The organism is Phycicoccus mangrovi, assembly GCF_018729305.1.
In the GTDB taxonomy this organism is placed as follows: Bacteria; Actinomycetota; Actinomycetes; order Actinomycetales; family Dermatophilaceae; genus Phycicoccus; species Phycicoccus jejuensis.
Window position 1 is genome coordinate 41,472 of the sequence record NZ_JAHHWP010000006.1, and the last position, 16,870, is coordinate 58,341.

At 73.7% G+C, this 16,870-nt stretch carries 15 protein-coding genes and 1 tRNA gene; 3 read left to right on the forward strand and 13 right to left on the reverse strand.

Annotation, left to right across the window (positions count from 1 at the left end):
• Positions 1–22: 22 nt before the first annotated feature.
• The 10 genes from KMZ30_RS02835 to ald form a co-directional block, all read right to left on the reverse strand.
• A tRNA-Pro gene (locus KMZ30_RS02835) sits at positions 23–96 on the reverse strand.
• 89 nt (positions 97–185) lie between these two features.
• A complete protein-coding gene (gene der, locus KMZ30_RS02840) occupies positions 186–1,655 on the reverse strand; it encodes a ribosome biogenesis GTPase Der (RefSeq protein ID WP_308279584.1) in 1,470 nt (489 codons plus the stop codon).
• A 550-nt stretch (positions 1,656–2,205) separates the two neighbouring features.
• Positions 2,206–2,901 (reverse strand): (d)CMP kinase, encoded by a 696-nt coding sequence (cmk, locus tag KMZ30_RS02845; protein ID WP_215511665.1) that lies wholly within the window; start codon positions 2,899–2,901, stop codon positions 2,206–2,208.
• Between the two features lie 24 nt (positions 2,902–2,925).
• Complete coding sequence (locus KMZ30_RS02850; RefSeq protein WP_215511664.1) at positions 2,926–4,008, reverse strand: prephenate dehydrogenase; 1,083 nt, start codon at positions 4,006–4,008, stop codon at positions 2,926–2,928.
• Positions 4,008–4,919 carry a pseudouridine synthase gene (locus KMZ30_RS02855; protein ID WP_215511663.1) on the reverse strand — a complete coding sequence of 304 codons (912 nt, stop codon included), beginning with the start codon at positions 4,917–4,919 and terminating at the stop codon, positions 4,008–4,010. The genes KMZ30_RS02850 and KMZ30_RS02855 overlap by 1 nt, the downstream gene beginning before the upstream one ends.
• The gene (gene scpB, locus KMZ30_RS02860) at positions 4,916–5,542 is read right to left on the reverse strand and encodes an SMC-Scp complex subunit ScpB (protein WP_215511662.1); all 627 of its coding nucleotides are present in this window, start codon (positions 5,540–5,542) and stop codon (positions 4,916–4,918) included. Before scpB ends, KMZ30_RS02855 begins: the two co-directional genes overlap by 4 nt.
• Positions 5,535–6,422, reverse strand: coding sequence for a segregation and condensation protein A (locus KMZ30_RS02865; protein ID WP_215511661.1), 888 nt, complete (start codon positions 6,420–6,422; stop codon positions 5,535–5,537). The genes scpB and KMZ30_RS02865 overlap by 8 nt, the downstream gene beginning before the upstream one ends.
• Before the next feature lie 4 nt (positions 6,423–6,426).
• Positions 6,427–7,242: a ParA family protein gene (locus KMZ30_RS02870; RefSeq protein ID WP_030529140.1), complete on the reverse strand. Its 816-nt coding sequence runs from the start codon at positions 7,240–7,242 to the stop codon at positions 6,427–6,429.
• Between the two features lie 128 nt (positions 7,243–7,370).
• Positions 7,371–8,309, reverse strand: coding sequence for a site-specific tyrosine recombinase XerD (gene xerD / locus KMZ30_RS02875; RefSeq protein WP_308279583.1), 939 nt, complete (start codon positions 8,307–8,309; stop codon positions 7,371–7,373).
• Between the two features lie 38 nt (positions 8,310–8,347).
• A complete protein-coding gene (gene ald / locus KMZ30_RS02880; protein ID WP_215511660.1) occupies positions 8,348–9,463 on the reverse strand; it encodes an alanine dehydrogenase in 1,116 nt (371 codons plus the stop codon).
• 123 nt (positions 9,464–9,586) lie between these two features.
• Here ald and KMZ30_RS02885 point away from each other — a divergent pair, with 123 nt between their 5' ends.
• The gene (locus tag KMZ30_RS02885) at positions 9,587–10,207 is read left to right on the forward strand and encodes a hypothetical protein (protein ID WP_215511659.1); all 621 of its coding nucleotides are present in this window, start codon (positions 9,587–9,589) and stop codon (positions 10,205–10,207) included.
• On the opposite strand, the gene hisS is transcribed toward KMZ30_RS02885, so the two are convergent.
• On the reverse strand, positions 10,191–11,540 hold the full coding sequence (hisS, locus tag KMZ30_RS02890; protein WP_215511658.1) for a histidine--tRNA ligase: 1,350 nt from the start codon (positions 11,538–11,540) through the stop codon (positions 10,191–10,193). The genes KMZ30_RS02885 and hisS overlap by 17 nt on opposite strands.
• Entirely contained in the window at positions 11,537–12,238 is a 702-nt protein-coding gene (locus KMZ30_RS02895; RefSeq protein ID WP_215511657.1) for an MBL fold metallo-hydrolase, read from the reverse strand. Before KMZ30_RS02895 ends, hisS begins: the two co-directional genes overlap by 4 nt.
• A 77-nt stretch (positions 12,239–12,315) precedes the next feature.
• Here KMZ30_RS02895 and KMZ30_RS02900 point away from each other — a divergent pair, with 77 nt between their 5' ends.
• Both KMZ30_RS02900 and KMZ30_RS02905 read left to right on the forward strand, forming a co-directional pair.
• Entirely contained in the window at positions 12,316–13,128 is an 813-nt protein-coding gene (locus tag KMZ30_RS02900) for a peptidylprolyl isomerase (RefSeq protein WP_215511656.1), read from the forward strand.
• A 2-nt stretch (positions 13,129–13,130) separates the two neighbouring features.
• Positions 13,131–14,492: a DUF349 domain-containing protein gene (locus KMZ30_RS02905; RefSeq protein ID WP_215511655.1), complete on the forward strand. Its 1,362-nt coding sequence runs from the start codon at positions 13,131–13,133 to the stop codon at positions 14,490–14,492.
• Between the two features lie 39 nt (positions 14,493–14,531).
• On the opposite strand, the gene KMZ30_RS02910 is transcribed toward KMZ30_RS02905, so the two are convergent.
• Positions 14,532–16,853, reverse strand: coding sequence for a RelA/SpoT family protein (locus KMZ30_RS02910; protein ID WP_215511654.1), 2,322 nt, complete (start codon positions 16,851–16,853; stop codon positions 14,532–14,534).
• Between the last annotated feature and the right edge of the window lie 17 nt (positions 16,854–16,870).

Here is a 16,870-nt window from a genome sequence, read left to right on the forward strand (position 1 = left end):
ACGGTCGGGCCCTTCGCATCTGTCGGGCTGACAGGATTTGAACCTGCGACCCCTTGACCCCCAGTCAAGTGCGCTACCAAGCTGCGCCACAGCCCGTGGCTCGCCCCCTCGCGGGAGCGTCGAAACCTTATCCCACGCGCGCCCGCGCGACCCAATCGGCCTGCCCCGCGGACGCGCGCGCGAGGTCAGCGTCGGTCGCGCCGCTTCTCGCGCACCCGGACCGAGATCTCGATCGGGGTGCCCTCGAAGCCGAACTCCTCGCGCAGGCGGCGCTCGACGAAGCGGCGGTAGCCGGCCTCGATGAAGCCCGACGCGAAGAGGACGAACCGCGGCGGGCGGGTGCCGGCCTGGGTCGCGAAGAGGATCCGCGGCTGCTTGCCGCCGCGCACCGGGTGCGGGTGGGCCGCGACGACCTCGCCGAGGAAGGCGTTGAGGCGCCCCGTCGAGATGCGGGTCTCCCACGAGTCGAGCGCGCGGTCGATCGCCGGGACGAGCTTCTCGAGGTGGCGGCCCGTGCGGGCCGAGACGTTGACCCGCGGCGCCCACGGCACCTGGACGAGGTCGCGCTCGATCTCGCGCTCGAGGAAGTGGCGGCGCTCCTCGTCGGTGAGGTCCCACTTGTTGTAGGCGATGACGAGGGCGCGGCCGGAGTCGATGACCTGCTGGATGACGCGGACGTCCTGCTCGGCGATCGTCGCGCTCGAGTCGACGAGGACGACGGCCACCTCGGCCTTCTCCAGGGCGGTCTGCGTGCGCAGGGAGGCGTAGAAGTCGGCGCCGCGGGTCTGGTGCACGCGGCGGCGGATGCCCGCGGTGTCGACGAAGCGCCAGGTGCGCCCGCCGAGCTCGACGACCTCGTCGACCGGGTCGCGCGTCGTGCCGGCGACGTCGTCGACGACGACGCGGTCGGTGCCGGTCAGCTTGTTGAGCATCGAGGACTTGCCGACGTTCGGCCGGCCGAGCAGCGCGACGCGGCGGGGGCCGCCGCGGGCGTAGGCGCCGACGGCCGAGACCTCGGGCAGCACCTCGAGCAGGGCGTCGAGGACGTCCCCGCTCCCCCGGCCGTGAAGGGCCGAAACGGGCCACGGCTGGCCGAGCCCGAGGTTCCACAGGGAGGCGGCATCGGCCTCGGTGCGCTGGTCGTCGACCTTGTTGGCGACGAGGACGACCGGCTTGCCGGCACGGCGGAGCATCCGGACGACGGCCTCGTCGTCGTCGGTGGCGCCGACGGTCGCGTCGACGACGAACATCACGGCGTCCGCGAGCTCGACGGCGATCTCGGCCTGCTCGGCGACGCGCAGGTGGATGCCGGTGGCGTCGACCTCCCAGCCGCCGGTGTCGACGACGGTGAAGTTGTGCCCGGTCCACTCGGCGTCGTACGCGACGCGGTCGCGGGTGACGCCGGGGACGTCCTCGACGACGGCCTCGCGACGGCCGAGGATGCGGTTGACGAGGGTCGACTTGCCGACGTTCGGACGGCCGACGATCGCGACGACCGGCGCGGGGCCGCCGCGCTCGTCGTCGGCGTCGGGGTCGCCCTCGGAGTCGAGGAGGGCGCGGTCCTCGTCGTCGAGGTCGAAGTCCTCGAGTCCGGCCCGCAGGGCGCGCTCGACGGCCTCGGGGTCCTGCGTCTGCGTCGGGTCGTCGGTGCTCACGGGTCCATCCTCCCGCACGGGGGCCCGCTCCCCCGAATCGCGCCGGGCGGGGAGGTCAGGCGCCGGACGCGACTCGACAGCGACAACCCCGCACGTGCGCGCTTGCCGAGCCCATGGACGCGACCCGACAGCGACAACCCCGCCCGTGCGCGCTCATCGAGCCCCCGGACACGACCCGACAGCGACAACCCCGCCCGTGCGCGCTCATCGAGCCCCCGGACACGACCCGACAGCGACAACCCCGCACGTGCGCGCTTCCCGAGCCCAGGAACCGGACCCGACAGCGACAACCCCGCACGTGCGCGCTTGCCGGGCGGGGAGGTCAGACGCCGGACGCGAACCGACAGCGATAACCCCGCACGTGCGCGCTTCCCGAGCCCCCGGACACGACCCGACAGCGATAACCCCGCACGTGCGCGCTTGCCGGGCGGGGAGGTCAGGCGCCGGACGCGACTCGACAGCGACAACCCCGCACGTGCGCGCTTCCCGAGCCCAGGAACCGGACCCGACAGCGATAACCCCGCACGTGCGCGCTTGCCGGGCGGGGAGGTCAGGCGCCCGGCTCGTCGGCCGCGGCGACGACGTCGAGGACGGCCTCGATGCTCTCGTCGAGGTCGAGGTCGGAGGTGTCGACGAGGACGACGCCCTCCGCGGCCTCGGTGAACGTCGAGACGGTCGAGTCGTCGCGGTCGCGGCGCACGACCTGGTCGCGGGTCGCCTCGACTGCGGCGGCGTCGGCCGTGCCGTGCAGCTCGGTGCTGCGCCGGCGCAGGCGCGCCTCCTCGGAGGCGGTGAGGAGGACCCGCACCCGGGCGTCCGGGGCGACGACGGTCGTGATGTCGCGGCCCTCGGCGACGACTCCCCCGGTGCGCTCGGCGGCGGCCGTCATGAGGTCGCGCTGCAGCTGCTGGAGGACGGGGCGCACCTCGCGGTTGGTCGCGACGGCCGAGACCGCGGTGCTCACCTCGGAGGTGCGGATCGCCTCGGTGACGTCGGTGCCGTCGACGACGACCCGCGGCGAGGCCGGGTCGGTGCCCAGCTCGAGCGGCAGCGCCCGCGCCGCGGCTGCGACGGCTGCGGTGTCGGCGAGGTCCACACCCCGCTCCACGCACCACCACGTGAGCGCCCGGTACGTGGCCCCGGTGTCGACGAACCCGATGCCGAGGCGCCGCGCCACGGCCCGCGCGACGCTGCTCTTCCCGGAGCCGGAGGGACCGTCGATGGCGATGGTGAGGGGCGCGGTCATGGTCGGAGAGCCTACTGACGCCGGTCAGCCGTGCAGGCGCCAGCCCCGCTCCGCGAGGGCCTCGGCCAGCCCGGCCGCCGCGCTCGGGACGACGTCGACCTCGGCGAGCCCGAACGGCTGGCCGAGCCCGTGGTCGAGGTGGAACTCCTCGATGTTCGTGCCGATCTCGCCGACGTCGGCGAAGAGCCGGCCGAGCTGCCCCGGCTCGTCCGGGATGAGCACGCGCACCGTCGTGTAGGCCGTCGGCGCGGCGCCGTGCTTGCCGGGGATGCGGGCGTGGCCGGCGTTCCCGGCGGCGATGGTGCGCGCCAGCGTGCCGCGCGCCCCGACCGGGTCTCCCCCGGCCTCGAGCGCCGCGAGCGAGTCGACGACGGCGGTGAGGTCCTCGGCGAGGTCGGCGAGCACGGCCCGCACCGCGCCGGCGTTGCCCGCGAGGATCTGGGTCCACAGGTGCGGGTCGCTCGCGGCGATGCGGGTGACGTCGCGCAGTCCTTGGCCGGCGAGGGCGACGGCCGGCTCGTCGAGGTCCTCGAGCCGGGCGGCGACGAGGCTCGCGGCCAGCTGCGGCACGTGCGAGACGGCGGCCACGGCGCGGTCGTGCGCGTCCGGCGGCAGGCGGCGCACCGCGGCGCCGGCCGCCGTCGCGACGGCGGTCACGAGGTCGACGACCTCGGGCAGCGTCTCGTCGGTCGGCGTGACGACCCAGGCGCGGCCGTCGAAGAGGTCGTGCCGCCCGGAGACGGCACCGGAGCGCTCGCGCCCGGCCATCGGGTGCGAGCCGCAGTACCGGCCGAGGTCGGCGCCGGCCGCGCGCAGCGACGCGAGCACCGCGCCCTTGACCGACGCGACGTCGGTGACGGCGGCGGAGGGCCAGCGGCGCAGGGCGTCGAGGACGCACCCCGCCGTGACGTCCGGCGGCGCGGCGACGACGACGAGGTCCGGCGAGAGCTCCTCGCCGTCCGACGGCAGCCGCCCGGCTCCGAGGTCACGGGCCAGCGCGGCGTGCGTCGGCACCGCGTCCTCGAGGGTCACGTCGTCGCCGTGCCGGGTCAGCGCGAGCCCGAGCGAGGCGCCGATGAGCCCGGTGCCGACGACGTGGACGCGCATCAGAGCCCTGCGGCCTTGTAGAGGGCGGCGACCTCCGCGCTCGAGAGGGCGCGGAACTTGCCCGGCTTGGTCTCGCCGAGGCGCACCGGCCCGACCTGCGTCCGCACGAGCGACAGCACGGGGTGGCCGACCTCGGCGAGCATCCGGCGGACGATGTGCTTGCGCCCCTCGTGCAGGACGACCTCGACGATCGCCTTGCCCGGCTGCGAGTCGACGACCCGGAAGGAGTCGACGCGCACCGGCCCGTCCTCGAGCTCGACACCCTCGCGAAGCCGCTTGCCGAGGTCGCGCGGGACCGGGCCGGGGATCTGCGCGAGGTAGGTCTTGAGGACGCCGTAGCGCGGGTGCTGGAGGCGGTGGGCGAGGTCGCCGTCGTTGGTGAGCAGCAGCAGACCCTCGGTGTCGGCGTCGAGCCGGCCGACGTGGAAGAGCCGCTCCTTGCGGTCGCCGAAGTAGTCGCCGATGTCGACACGGCCGAGCTCGTCGCTCATCGAGGTGACGACGTTGAGCGGCTTGTTGAAGGCGAGGTAGACGCGCGACTCGTCGAGCTGCACGCGCTCGCCGTCGACGTGCACCGTCTGCGTGGCCTTGATGCGGACGCCGAGCTCGCGCACGACCTGGCCGTCGACCTCGACGCGGCCCTGCGCGATGAGGTCCTCGCAGACCCGCCGCGAGCCGACACCCGCGGCAGCCAGCAGCTTCTGGAGGCGCACGCCGTCGGGGTCATGGACGTCGACGACGGGCCGCTGCGGCTCGCGCTTGGTCTGGGTCGGCTGGCTGGCCCGGGTGGTCCCGGTGCCGCGGGCCCGGCCGGAGCCGCCGCCCTGCTGGGGGCGACCACCCTGCTGCGGGCGACCACCCTGCGGGCGACCTCCTCGTCCGGTGTTCCCACGGTTCTTCGGCGGCGTCATGCGCGGCCTCCTTCGGCGATCTCGTCGAGCACGTCGACCTCGGGCAGGTAGGGGGCGAGCGCCGGCAGGTCGTCGATCGACTGCAGGCCGAGGCGCTCGAGGAAGTAGCTGGTGGTGCCGTACAGCGTCGCGGTGGACTCCTCGTCCTGGCCGAGCTCCTCGATGAGCCCGCGGGTCAGGAGGGTGCGGATGACGCCGTCGACGTTGACGCCGCGCACCGCCGCGACGCGGGAGCGGGACACCGGCTGGCGGTAGGCGATGACGGCGAGGGTCTCGAGGGAGGCCTGCGTGAGGCGGGCCTGCTGGCCGTCGAGGACGAACTTCTCGACGACCGGGGCGTACTCGTGGCGGCTGTACATCCGCCAGCCGCCGCCGACCTGGCGCAGCGTGAAGCCGCGCAGCTGCTCGGCGTAGCCGGCCTCGAGCTCGGCGAGGGCCGCCTCGACGTCGCCGACCGGCTGCTCGACGGCGGACGCGAGGGCCATCGTCGTCACCGGCTCGTCGACGACCATGAGCACGGCCTCGAGGGCGCCGCGGATGCCGCCGGGGAAGTCGGCGACGTCGAACGCCAGCTGGTCCTCGGGCACGGCCTCGGGGACGACGTCGGGCGCGGGGTCACTCATCGGGGGTCTCCTCGGGGGTGTCGGGCAGGTCGTCGAACTCGTCGGTCACCTGCACCTCGCCGTCGTCGGGGCCGGTCCAGCGCACGGTCAGCTCGCCGAGCGCCTCGGCCTGCTCGAAGCCGATCGCGGCCTCCCGGAAGAGCTCGAGGAGGGCGAGGAAGCGCGCGACGACGACGAGGGTGCTGTCGGCGTCCTGGACCAGGCTGCGGAAGGACGCGACCCGGTCGCGGCGCAGCCGCTCGCCGATGACGGCGGCCTGCTCGCGGACGCTGACCTGGGGCGCGTGCAGGTGGGCCAGGCCGACCGTCGGGACCGGCTTCGGGGACAGCGCCCGCGCGGCGATGATGGCCAGCCGGTCCGGCGAGACCGTCATGACGAGCTCGGGCAGGAGCGCGGCGAGGTGCGGCTCGAGCGCGACCGCGCGCGGGTGGCGCCGGCCGGCGGTGGCCATCCGGTCGGCGAAGGTGCGGGCGATGTCCTTGAACGCGCGGTACTGCAGCAGCCGCGCGAAGAGGATGTCGCGGGCCTCGATGAGGGCGAGGTCCTCCTCGTCCTCCGGCCCGGACTGCGGCAGCAGGCGGGCGGCCTTGAGGTCGAGCAGCGTCGAGGCGATGACGAGGAACTCGGTGGCCTGCGAGAGGTCCCACGCATCGCCCTGCTCGCGCGCCGCGCGGATGAACGCGATGAACTCGTCGGTGACGGTGGCCAGGGCGATCTCGGTGACGTCGAGCTTGTGCTTGCTGATCAGCCCGAGGAGCAGGTCGAACGGGCCGGTGAAGTTCTCGAGGTGGACCTCGAAGGGCGTGGCCGCGGCCCGGCGGGTGATGACCCCGCCGGGGACGACCGCCTCGTGCTCCGCGGCCCCGGGGGGCGAGGACATCGGGTCAGGCCGCCCCGCCCCGCGCGATGAGCTCGCGGGCCAGCTGACGGTAGGAGTCGGCGCCCTTGTGGGCCGACTCGTACGTCGTGATGGGCTCGGCCGCGAGCGAGGCGTCGGGGAACTTGACGGTGCGCGAGATGACCGTGTGGAAGACCTGGTCGCCGAAGTGCTCGACGACGCTCGCGACGACCTCGCGCGAGTGCAGCGTGCGCCCGTCGTACATCGTCGCGAGGATGCCGTCGATCTGCAGGCGGGGGTTGAGCCGGTCGATGATCTTCTCGATCGTCTCGACGAGGAGGGCGACGCCGCGCATCGCGAAGAACTCGCACTCGAGCGGGATGACGACGCCGTGCGCCGCGGTGAGGGCGTTGACGGTGAGCAGGCCGAGCGAGGGCTGGCAGTCGATGAGGACGACGTCGTAGTCGTCGAGGACCGGGCGCAGCACGCGGGCGAGGATCTGCTCGCGGGCGACCTCGCCCACGAGCTGGACCTCGGCCGCGGAGAGGTCGATGTTGGCCGGGACGACGTCGAGGTTCGCGACCTTGGTGTGCTTGATGACGTCGCGGACGTCGAGGCCGCGCTCGACGAGGAGGTTGTAGATCGTCGTGTCGAGGTCGTGCGTGGGGATGCCGAGCCCGACGGAGAGCGCACCCTGGGGGTCGAAGTCGACGAGGAGCACCTTGCGCCCGAGCTCGGCGAGGGCCGCCCCGAGGTTGATGGTCGTCGTCGTCTTGCCGACGCCGCCCTTCTGGTTGCACATCGCGATGATGCGCGCCGGCCCGTGGGAGGCCAGGGGCTCGGGCTGGGGGAACTCCGGCATCGGGCGCCCGGTGGGCCCGACCTGCCCGTCGATGCGGATCTGGAACGCCGCCTCGGTCTCGGCCACCTGTGTACTCCCCGGTCCCTCTCGTGCGTCGGTCAGCCTCTCGCTGATCGGTGTCGACCCTATCAGCGTGCGGCGTCCCCGCCCGGGACCCCTCGGGCGCGCGGGTGGCTCTGGGCGTAGACCTCGCGCAGCTGCTGGACCGTGACCCGCGTGTAGATCTGGGTCGTCGTCACCGATGCGTGGCCGAGCAGCTCCTGGACCACCCGGACGTCGGCGCCGCCCTCGAGCAGGTGGGTCGCGAACGAGTGCCGCAGCGTGTGCGGCGAGAGGTGCCCGCGCAGGCCGGCTCGCTCGGCCGCGACCCGCAGCACCGCCCAGGCGCTCTGCCGCGAGAGCCGGGCGCCGCGCACGCCGAGGAACACCGCCGGCGTCCCCCTCCCCTGCCCGGCCAGCACCGGTCGCCCCCGGACGAGCCAGGCCGACAGCGCCTCGGCGGCGTACGAGCCGAGCGGGACGATGCGCTCCTTGCCGCCCTTGCCGCGCAGCCGCACGACCCGCTCCTGCGTGTCGAGGTCGTCGACGTCGAGCCCGACCGCCTCCGAGATGCGGGCCCCCGTGCCGTAGAGGACCTCGAGCAGGGCGCGGTCGCGCAGGGCCGCCGGGGTGTCGCCGAGCGAGGCGGCCTCGAGGAGGCGCTCGACGTCCGCGAGCGGGATCGCCGTGGGCAGCCGGTCGGGCGTGCGCGGTGGGGCGACGTCGCGCGAGGGGTCGGCCTCGAGCACGCCCTCGAGCGCGAGGAAGCGGTGCAGGCCGCGGACGGCGACGAGTGTCCGCGCGGCCGAGGACGCGGCGAGCGGCCGGTGGTCGTCGTCGCCCTCGCGCAGGCCGGCGAGGAAGTCGGCGACGTGGGCCTCAGTGACGTCCTCCGGCCGCTGCACGCCGCGGGCGGTCAGGTGGGCGCACCACCGGGCGAGGTCGCGCCGGTAGGCGGCGAGCGTGTTGGCCGACACGCCGCGCTCGACGTCGAGGTGGGTCAGCCACGCGTCGACGGCCCGCCCCACGGGGGTGGGGCGGGCCGTCGGCGGCGGGGTGTCGTGGGTCAGGAGAGCGCCTCGTCGAGCGAGATGCTGTCCATCCCGAAGGCCTCGGCGACGGCGCCGTAGGTGATGTGGCCGGCGTGCGTGTTGAGGCCGAGGGCCAGTGACCGGTCCGCGCGCGAGGCCTCCTGCCAGCCGTGGTCGGCGAGCTTCGTGGCGTAGGACAGCGTCGCGTTGGTCAGCGCCCACGTCGAGGTGTGGGGCACCGCGCCGGGCATGTTGGCGACGCAGTAGTAGATCGAGTCGTGGACCTCGAAGGTCGGCTCGGCGTGCGTGGTCGGACGCGAGTTCTCGAAGCAGCCCCCCTGGTCGATCGCGACGTCGACGAGCACCGAGCCCGGCTTCATCTGGGCGACCATGTCGTCGGTGACGAGCTTCGGCGCCTTCGCGCCGGGGATGAGGACGGTGCCGATGACGAGGTCGGCCTGGAGCACCTGCTCGCGGACCGACATCGCCGAGGACGCGATCTGCGCGACGCGGTTGTCGTAGCGCCAGAAGCTCATCCGGAGCTTGTCGAGGTCGGTGTCGAGGAGCGTGACGTCGGCGCCCATGCCGAGCGCGATGTTCGCCGCGTTCTGGCCGGCGACGCCCGCGCCGAGGACGACGACCTTGGCGTTCGCGACGCCGCCGATGCCGCCCATGAGGACGCCGCGGCCGCCCTGCGCCTTCATCATCGAGTGCGCGCCGACCTGGGGCGCGAGGCAGCCGGCGACCTCGGACATCGGGTAGAGCAGCGGCAGCAGGCCCGAGGGCAGCTGGACCGTCTCGTAGGCGATGGAGGTGACCTTCTTGTCGACGAGCTCCTTCGTGAGCGGCTCGTCGGCGGCGAGGTGGAGGTAGGTGAAGAGCGTCAGGCCCTCGCGCAGGCGGTGGTACTCCTCGGCGACCGGCTCCTTGACCTTCATGACCATGTCCGACGCGCCCCAGAGGTCGTCGGCGGAGTCGATGATCGACGCGCCCTGCGAGACGTACTCGTCGTCGGTGATCGAGGAGCCGAGCCCCGCGCCCTTCTGGACGAGGACCTCGTGCCCGCGACGGACGAGCTCGTGGACGCCGACGGGGGTGATCCCGACGCGGAACTCGTTGTTCTTGACCTCGGTGGGGATGCCGACCTTCACGGATACCAGCCCTGTCTCGTGTCGATGACCGCGGGCGACGCTGCCCGTGGTGGTGCCTCCTGCTGGAGTGCGGTGGAAGTCTAGTGCCGAGCCGGACCGGCCCCGACACCGCAGGAGACCAGCGTGAAGCTCTACAGCGACCTCCCCGCCCGCCGCGCCGTCCAGGTGCTCGCCGACCTCGGGATGGTCGCGTGGGTGTACCTCTGCGTGCGGGTCGCCCAGCGGGTGCACGACGCCACGCTGGGGCTCGCCGAGCCGGGGCGTCGGCTGGAGGCCGCCGGCACCGGGTTCACCGGCCGGATGAACCAGGCGGGCGACTCGGTCGACGACCTGCCGCTGCTCGACGACCGGATCGCCGCCCCCTTCCGGTCCGCGGCCGGGGTCGGCGACGACTTCGCCTCCGCCGGGCGCGACCTCGTCGGGGCGGTCGAGCGCTTCGCGACGGTGCTCGGACTGGTCACGGCGCTGACGCCCATCGTCCTCGTCGTCGGCCTGTGGCTCGTGCTGCGCTGGCGCTTCGTCCGGCGCGCCACGGCGGCGCAGCGGTTCGTCGACGGGGCGCCCGACCTCGACCTCTTCGCGCTGCGGGCGATGGCCAACCAGCCGATGACCCGGCTCGCGCGCATCTCCCCCGACCCCGCCGGCGCGTGGCGACGCGGCGACCCGGACGTGGTGCGGGCGCTGGCCGTCCTCGAGCTCAAGGAGGTCGGCCTGCGCCCGCCGCCGGTCAGTGCTGCGGGATGACGACGCCCGGGCGCAGGTCGGCCGCGGGGCACTCCCAGGTGGCGGCGTCGGCGTCGACCTGGTCGCCGGAGCGGATGTCCTTGACCTGGTCGCCGTCGTCGTCACCGGCCCCGGGGAACCAGACGAACGGGATGCCGCGCCGGTCGGCGTAGCGGATCTGCTTGCCGAACTTCGCGGCGCTGGGCGCGACCTCGCAGGGCACACCGCGCGCCCGGAGGGCCGCCGCGACGGCGACCGAGCGGGCCCGTGTGTCCTCGTCGACGACCGCGACGAGGACCGCGGCCGGTGTCGACCGGCTCGCCGTCAGGCCGCGCTTGGTCACGAGGAGGTGGACCAGCCGCGAGAGGCCGATGGAGATGCCGACGCCGGGGTAGGTCGTCCGGCCGTCCGAGGCGAGCGAGTCGTAGCGGCCGCCGGAGCAGACCGAGCCCCACTCCTCGTTGCCGACGACCTGGGTCTCGTAGACCGTGCCGGTGTAGTAGTCGAGACCGCGGGCGACCGACAGGTCGGCGACGAGGGTGCCGGGGGCCTGCTCCGTCCCGGCGCGGATGACCGCGGCCAGGGCGTCGAGGCCCTCGTCGAGGACGGGGTGCTCGACCCCGAGGGCGCGCACCTCGTCGACGAACGACAGGTCCTCGCTGCGGATGCCGGCCAGCGCGAGGCACAGCCGCGCCTGCTCGTCGGTGGCGCCGGCCTCGACGAGCTGGGCGGCCACCTTCTCGGGGCCGATCTTCGCGAGCTTGTCGACGACGCGCAGCGTGCCGGCGACGTCGGTCAGCCCGATCCCGAGGTAGAAGCCCTCGGGGACCTTGCGGTTGTTGACCTGGATACGGAACTCCCCCACCGGGAGCCGGCGGAAGGCCTCGGCGATGACGAGCGGCATCTCGGCCTCGAAGTGCGGCGCGAGGGTGCCGACGTCGACGACGTCGATGTCGGCCTGGGTGAACTCGCGGAAGCGGCCCTCCTGCGGGCGCTCGCCGCGCCAGACCTTCTGCACCTGGTAGCGACGGAACGGGAAGGACAGCTTCCCGGCGTTCTCGAGGACGTAGCGCGCGAAGGGCACGGTGAGGTCGAAGTGCAGCCCGAGCTCGGACTCGCGCCCGGTGTCCTCGCCGGCGAGGCGGCGGATGCCGTAGATCTCCTTGTCGGCGTCGCCGCCCTTGCCGAGGAGGCGCTCGACCGGCTCGACGGCCCGCGTCTCGAGCGGCGCGAAGCCGTGCAGCTCGAAGACCTCGCGGACGGTGTCGAGGAAGTGCAGCTCGAGGAGCCGCTCGGCGGGCAGGAGCTCGGGGAAACCCGAGATGGGCGTCACCTTCTGGGCGGGAGGAGTCACGCGCCCAATCCTCGCAGGTACGGGTTGGTGCCCCGCTCCCGGCGCATCGTCGTGGCCGGCCCGTGGCCGGTGAGGACGAGCGTGGAGTCGGGCAGCGGCAGGACGACGTCGCGCAGCGAGCGCTGCATCGCGGCGCCGTCGCCGCCCGGGAGGTCGGTGCGGCCGATCGAGCCGGCGAAGAGCACGTCGCCGGAGACGACGGTACGGTCCAGCCCCTCGTCGGCGGGCAGGCCGTCCGGGACGGCGTCGAGCGCGAACATCACCGAGCCCTCGGTGTGGCCGGGCGCGTGGAGGACCTCCAGCGGCAGCCCGGCGACCTCGAGACGCTGCCGGTCGGTGACCTCGAGGACGCGCTCGGGCTGGCGCCAGGTCGCCCGCTGCCCGAACTGCGACTCCATCATCGCGAGGGTCCCGGGGTCGATCGTCGAGAGCGGGTCGGCGAGCCGGTAGCGGTCGTCGGCGTGGACGTACGCGGCGGTGTCGCCGCCGCACACCGGGGTCACCGAGTAGACGTGGTCGAGGTGGCCGTGCGTGAGCAGCACGGCGGCCGGGCGCAGACGGTGCTCGGCGAGCACCTCGCGCAGCGTGTCCTCCACGCCGATGCCGGGGTCGACGACGAGGCACTCCTCCCCCGGGCCGGTCGCGAGGACGTAGCAGTTGGTGGCGAAGGCGGCGGCGGGGAATGCGACGGCGAGCACGCGCCGAGCCTAACGGCGCCGTGCCTAGACTGGGCGCCGCTGTTCGATCGACGACGACGACGACGAAGGACCACGGGGTGACCAGGAAGCAGGAGCGGGCCCGCGCCCGCCGCCGCTGGGAGAAGCAGCAGGCGAAGCAGACGCAGCGGCAGCGCGACCGGGCCCGGCTCCAGCGGCTCTCGGCCGTCGTGGCCGTGGTCGTCGTCGTGCTCGGCGTCGTCGGGGTCCTCGCCGTGACGGTCGGCCGCGGCGGCGGTGACGAGGCCGCACCGGGCGCGGACAACACCCCCGCGACCGTCGTCGCCGGCTGCCAGCCGCCGCCCAGCCCGCTCGGCACCCGCTCCGAGCTGACGCTGCCGGACAAGGCCTCCGCCCAGGGCAAGGTCTTCGACGCGACGATCACGACCAACTGCGGCGACATCGTCGTGCGCCTCGACGGCACCAAGGCCCCGCAGGCCGTCGCCTCCTTCCTCCAGCTGGCCCGCGAGAGCTACTGGAAGGACTCCCCCTGCCACCGGCTGACGACCGCCGAGACCCTCAAGGTGCTCCAGTGCGGCGACCCGACGGGGACCGGCCAGGGCGGCCCCGGGTACGGCTTCGGCGTCGAGAACGCGCCGAAGGACGGCAGCTACCCGCGGGGCACGCTCGCGATGGCACGCACCCAGGACCCGAAGGAGGGCAACGGCGGCCAGTTCTTCATCGTCTACGGCGACTCGAGCCTCCCCGACCCCGACGGGTACACCGTGTTCGGCACGGTCACCTCCGGGTTGGATATCGTCGACCGCGTCGCCGCCGAAGGGGTCGCTCCCAACACGAGCTCCCCCGACGACGGATCGCCTGCCGCACCGATCAGCATCCTCAGCGTTGCTGTCACCGAGGAGAAGTCCTGACCGTGTCCGAGGACCAGCCCACACCCCGTCCCCCCGTGCCGTCCCCGGCCGCGCTCGCCAAGCGGGTCGCCCCGCGTCCCGCGGCGCCGCCGGCCGCGGTGCCCGAGCACTCCGAGTCGGCCCGCTTCGGTCGCGTCGACGACGAGGGCCACGTGTTCGTCACCGTCGGTGACGAGGAGCGCGAGGTCGGCTCCTACCCGGGCGCGACGCCGGACGAGGCCCTGCAGTACTTCGCCCGCAAGTACGACGAGCTCGCCGCGTCCGCCGCGCTCCTCGAGGCCCGCCTGGCCAACCCGGACGTCTCCGCGAAGGAGGTCGCCGACGGGCTGGGCACGCTCAAGGAGCACGTCGAGCAGGCCAACGTCGTCGGCGACCTGCCCGCGCTGCACGCCACGGTCGAGCGGGTCGAGGCCGGCCTCGAGGCCAAGCGCTCGGCCGAGTCCGAGCAGCGCCGTGCCGCCCGCGCGGAGGCCGCGACCCGCCGCGAGGCGATCGTCGCCGAGGCCGAGACCATCGCGGCGCAGCCCCCGGGCAGCACGCAGTGGAAGCAGAGCGGCGAGCGGATGCGGGCCCTCCTCGAGGAGTGGAAGGGCCACCAGCGCAGCGACGTCAAGCTCGACAAGCCCACCGAGACCGCGCTGTGGCAGCGCTTCAGCCATGCCCGCAACGCCTTCGACAAGGCACGGCGTGCGTGGTTCGCCGAGCTCGAGACGACCCGCGCCGACGCGAAGTCGACCAAGGAGTCGCTCGTCGCCGAGGCGGAGTCGATGTCGACGAGCACCGACTGGGGTCCCACCGCGCGCGCCTACAAGCAGCTGATGGACCGGTGGCGCCAGGCCGGCCGGGCCAGCCGCAGCGACGACGACGCCCTGTGGGAGCGCTTCCGGGCCGCCCAGGACGCGTTCTTCACCGCGAAGGACGCCGCCTCGGCCGCCGAGGACGAGGAGTTCCGCGGCAACCTCGCCGTCAAGGAGGAGCTCCTCGTCGAGGCCGAGGCGCTGCTCCCGGTCACCGACCTCGAGGCCGCCAAGGCGTCGCTGCGCGGCATCCAGGACCGCTGGGAGGCCGCGGGCAAGGTCCCGCGTGCCGACATCGAGCGCGTCGAGAAGAGGATGCGCCGCGTCGAGACCGCCGTGCGGGAGGCCGACGAGCAGCGGTGGAAGGCCACCAACCCCGAGCTGTCCGCCCGCGCCCGGAGCATGGCCGAGCAGCTCGAGGCGGCCGTCGCGAAGGCGGAGGCCGACGTCGCGAAGGCCGAGGCCTCCGGTGACGAGCGCAAGGCCGCGGCCGCCCGCGAGCGGCTGGCGTCGCAGCAGCAGTGGCTGGACCAGGCGCGCGCGGGCCTGGACGAGTTCGGCGGCTGACGCCCCGACCCACGCCCACCCGGCGGGGCGCCGCGGACCTCAGTGGTCCCGGCGCCCGCCGGTGACGCGCTCGGCGTCGAGGACGCCGTCGACGTTCTGCACCGCCCGGATGACGTGACCGAGGTGCCCCGGGTCGCCCATCTCGAAGGTGAAGCGCAGGATCGCGACGCGGTCGCGCGAGGTCTGGACCGACGCCGAGAGGATGTTGACCCCGTGGTCGGAGATGACCCGGGTGACGTCCGACAGCAGCCGTGAGCGGTCGAGCGCCTCGACCTGGAGCTGGACGAGGAACAGGCTCGCCGACGTCGGCGCCCACTCGACCTCGATGATCTTGTCCGACTGCGCGAGCAGCGAGTCGGCGTTGGTGCAGTCGCGCCGGTGGACCGAGACGCCGTTGCCGCGCGTCACGAAGCCGAGGATCTCGTCGCCGGGCACCGGCGTGCAGCAGCGCGCGAGCTTGACCCAGACGTCCGACATCCCCTTGACGACGACGCCGGGGTCGCCGGAGCGGCGGGACCTCGGGCGGCTGAGCACGGGGGACGCGACCTCGGCGATGTCCTCGCTGGCCCCCTCCTCGCCGCCGACGGAGGCGACGAGCCGCGAGACGACGTGCTGCGCGCTGACGTGCCCCTCCCCGACCGCGGCGTAGAGCGCCTCGATGCCGGGGTGGCGCAGCTCCTCGGCGACGCCGGTGAGGGACTCGACGGAGGTGAGCCGCTGGAGCGGCAGGCCCTGCTTGCGCATCGCCTTCGCGAGGGCCTCCTTGCCCTCCTCGATCATCTCCTCGCGGCGTTCCTTGGTGAACCAGTGCTTGATCTTGTTGCGCGCCCGGGCGGAGCGCACGAACGAGAGCCAGTCGCGCGAGGGACCGGCCGAGTCGGCCTTGGAGGTGAGCACCTCGACGACGTCGCCGTTGTCGAGCCGGCTCTCGAGCGGCACGAGGCGACCGTTGACGCGGGCGCCGATGCAGTGGTGGCCGACCTCGGTGTGCACCGCGTAGGCGAAGTCGACGGGCGTCGCGCCGGCGGGCAGCCCGACGAGCTGGCCCTTCGGGGTGAAGACGTAGACCTCGCTCGCGGTGATCTCGAAGCGCAGCGACTCGAGGAACTCCCCCGGGTCGGCGGTCTCCTTCTGCCAGTCGAGGAGCTGGCGCAGCCAGGCCATGTCGTTGACCGGGCCGGTCTGCCCGTCACGGGCGTGGGCTCCGGGGGCCGGCCCGTTGGGGTCCTCCTTGTACTTCCAGTGCGCGGCGACGCCGTACTCCGCCCGGCGGTGCATGTCGTGGGTGCGGATCTGGATCTCGACGGCCTTGCCGCCCGGGCCGATGACCGTCGTGTGCAGCGACTGGTACATGTTGAACTTCGGCATCGCGATGTAGTCCTTGAACCGGCCGGGGACCGGGTTCCACCGCGCGTGGAGGGCGCCGAGCGCCGCGTAGCAGTCGCGCACCGTGTCGACGAGGACGCGGACCGCGACGAGGTCGTAGATCTGGTCGAAGTCGCGGCCGCCGACGATCATCTTCTGGTAGACGGAGTAGTAGTGCTTCGGGCGGCCGGTGACGGTCGCCTTGAGCTTCGCCGAGCGCAGGTCGGAGCCGACCTCGTCGCGCACCTGCGCGAGGTACTCCTCGCGGGCCGGGGCGCGCTCGGCGACGAGCCGCACGATCTCGTCGTAGACCTTCGGGTAGAGGGTCTGGAACGAGAGGTCCTCGAGCTCCCACTTGATCGTGTTCATCCCGAGCCGGTGCGCGAGCGGCGCGTAGATCTCGAGGGTCTCCTTGGCCTTGCGCTGGGCGCTCTCCTGGGAGACGTAGCGCCACGTGCGGGCGTTGTGGAGGCGGTCGGCGAGCTTGATGACGAGCACCCGGATGTCGCGGGCCATCGCGACGACCATCTTGCGGACGGTCTCGGCCTGCGCGGCCTGGCCGTAGGTGACCTTGTCGAGCTTGGTCACGCCGTCGACGAGCATCGCGATCTCGTCGCCGAAGTCGCGGCGCAGCGCCTCGAGGCTGTAGGCGGTGTCCTCGACGGTGTCGTGCAGGAGCGCGGCCGCGAGGGTCGTCGGCGTCATGCCGAGCTCGGCGAGGATCGTCGTCACCGCGAGCGGGTGGGTGATGTAGTCGTCGCCGCTGCGGCGCTTCTGGCCCTGGTGGGCGCGCTCGGCGACGGCGTAGGCGCGCTCGACGAGCGCGATGTCGGCCTTGGGGTGCGTGCTGCGGACGGTCTGGAGCAGAGGCTCGAGCACGGGGTTGCTCGGCGGGCGGTTGCGCCCGACGCGCGCGAGGGCGGCCCGCGCCCTGGCCCGGGACCCCACCCCGGCAGCGGCGTTCCCCGGGGTGGCGGCTGTCGTGTGCTCCGCCATGCCGGGAGTCTAGTCGC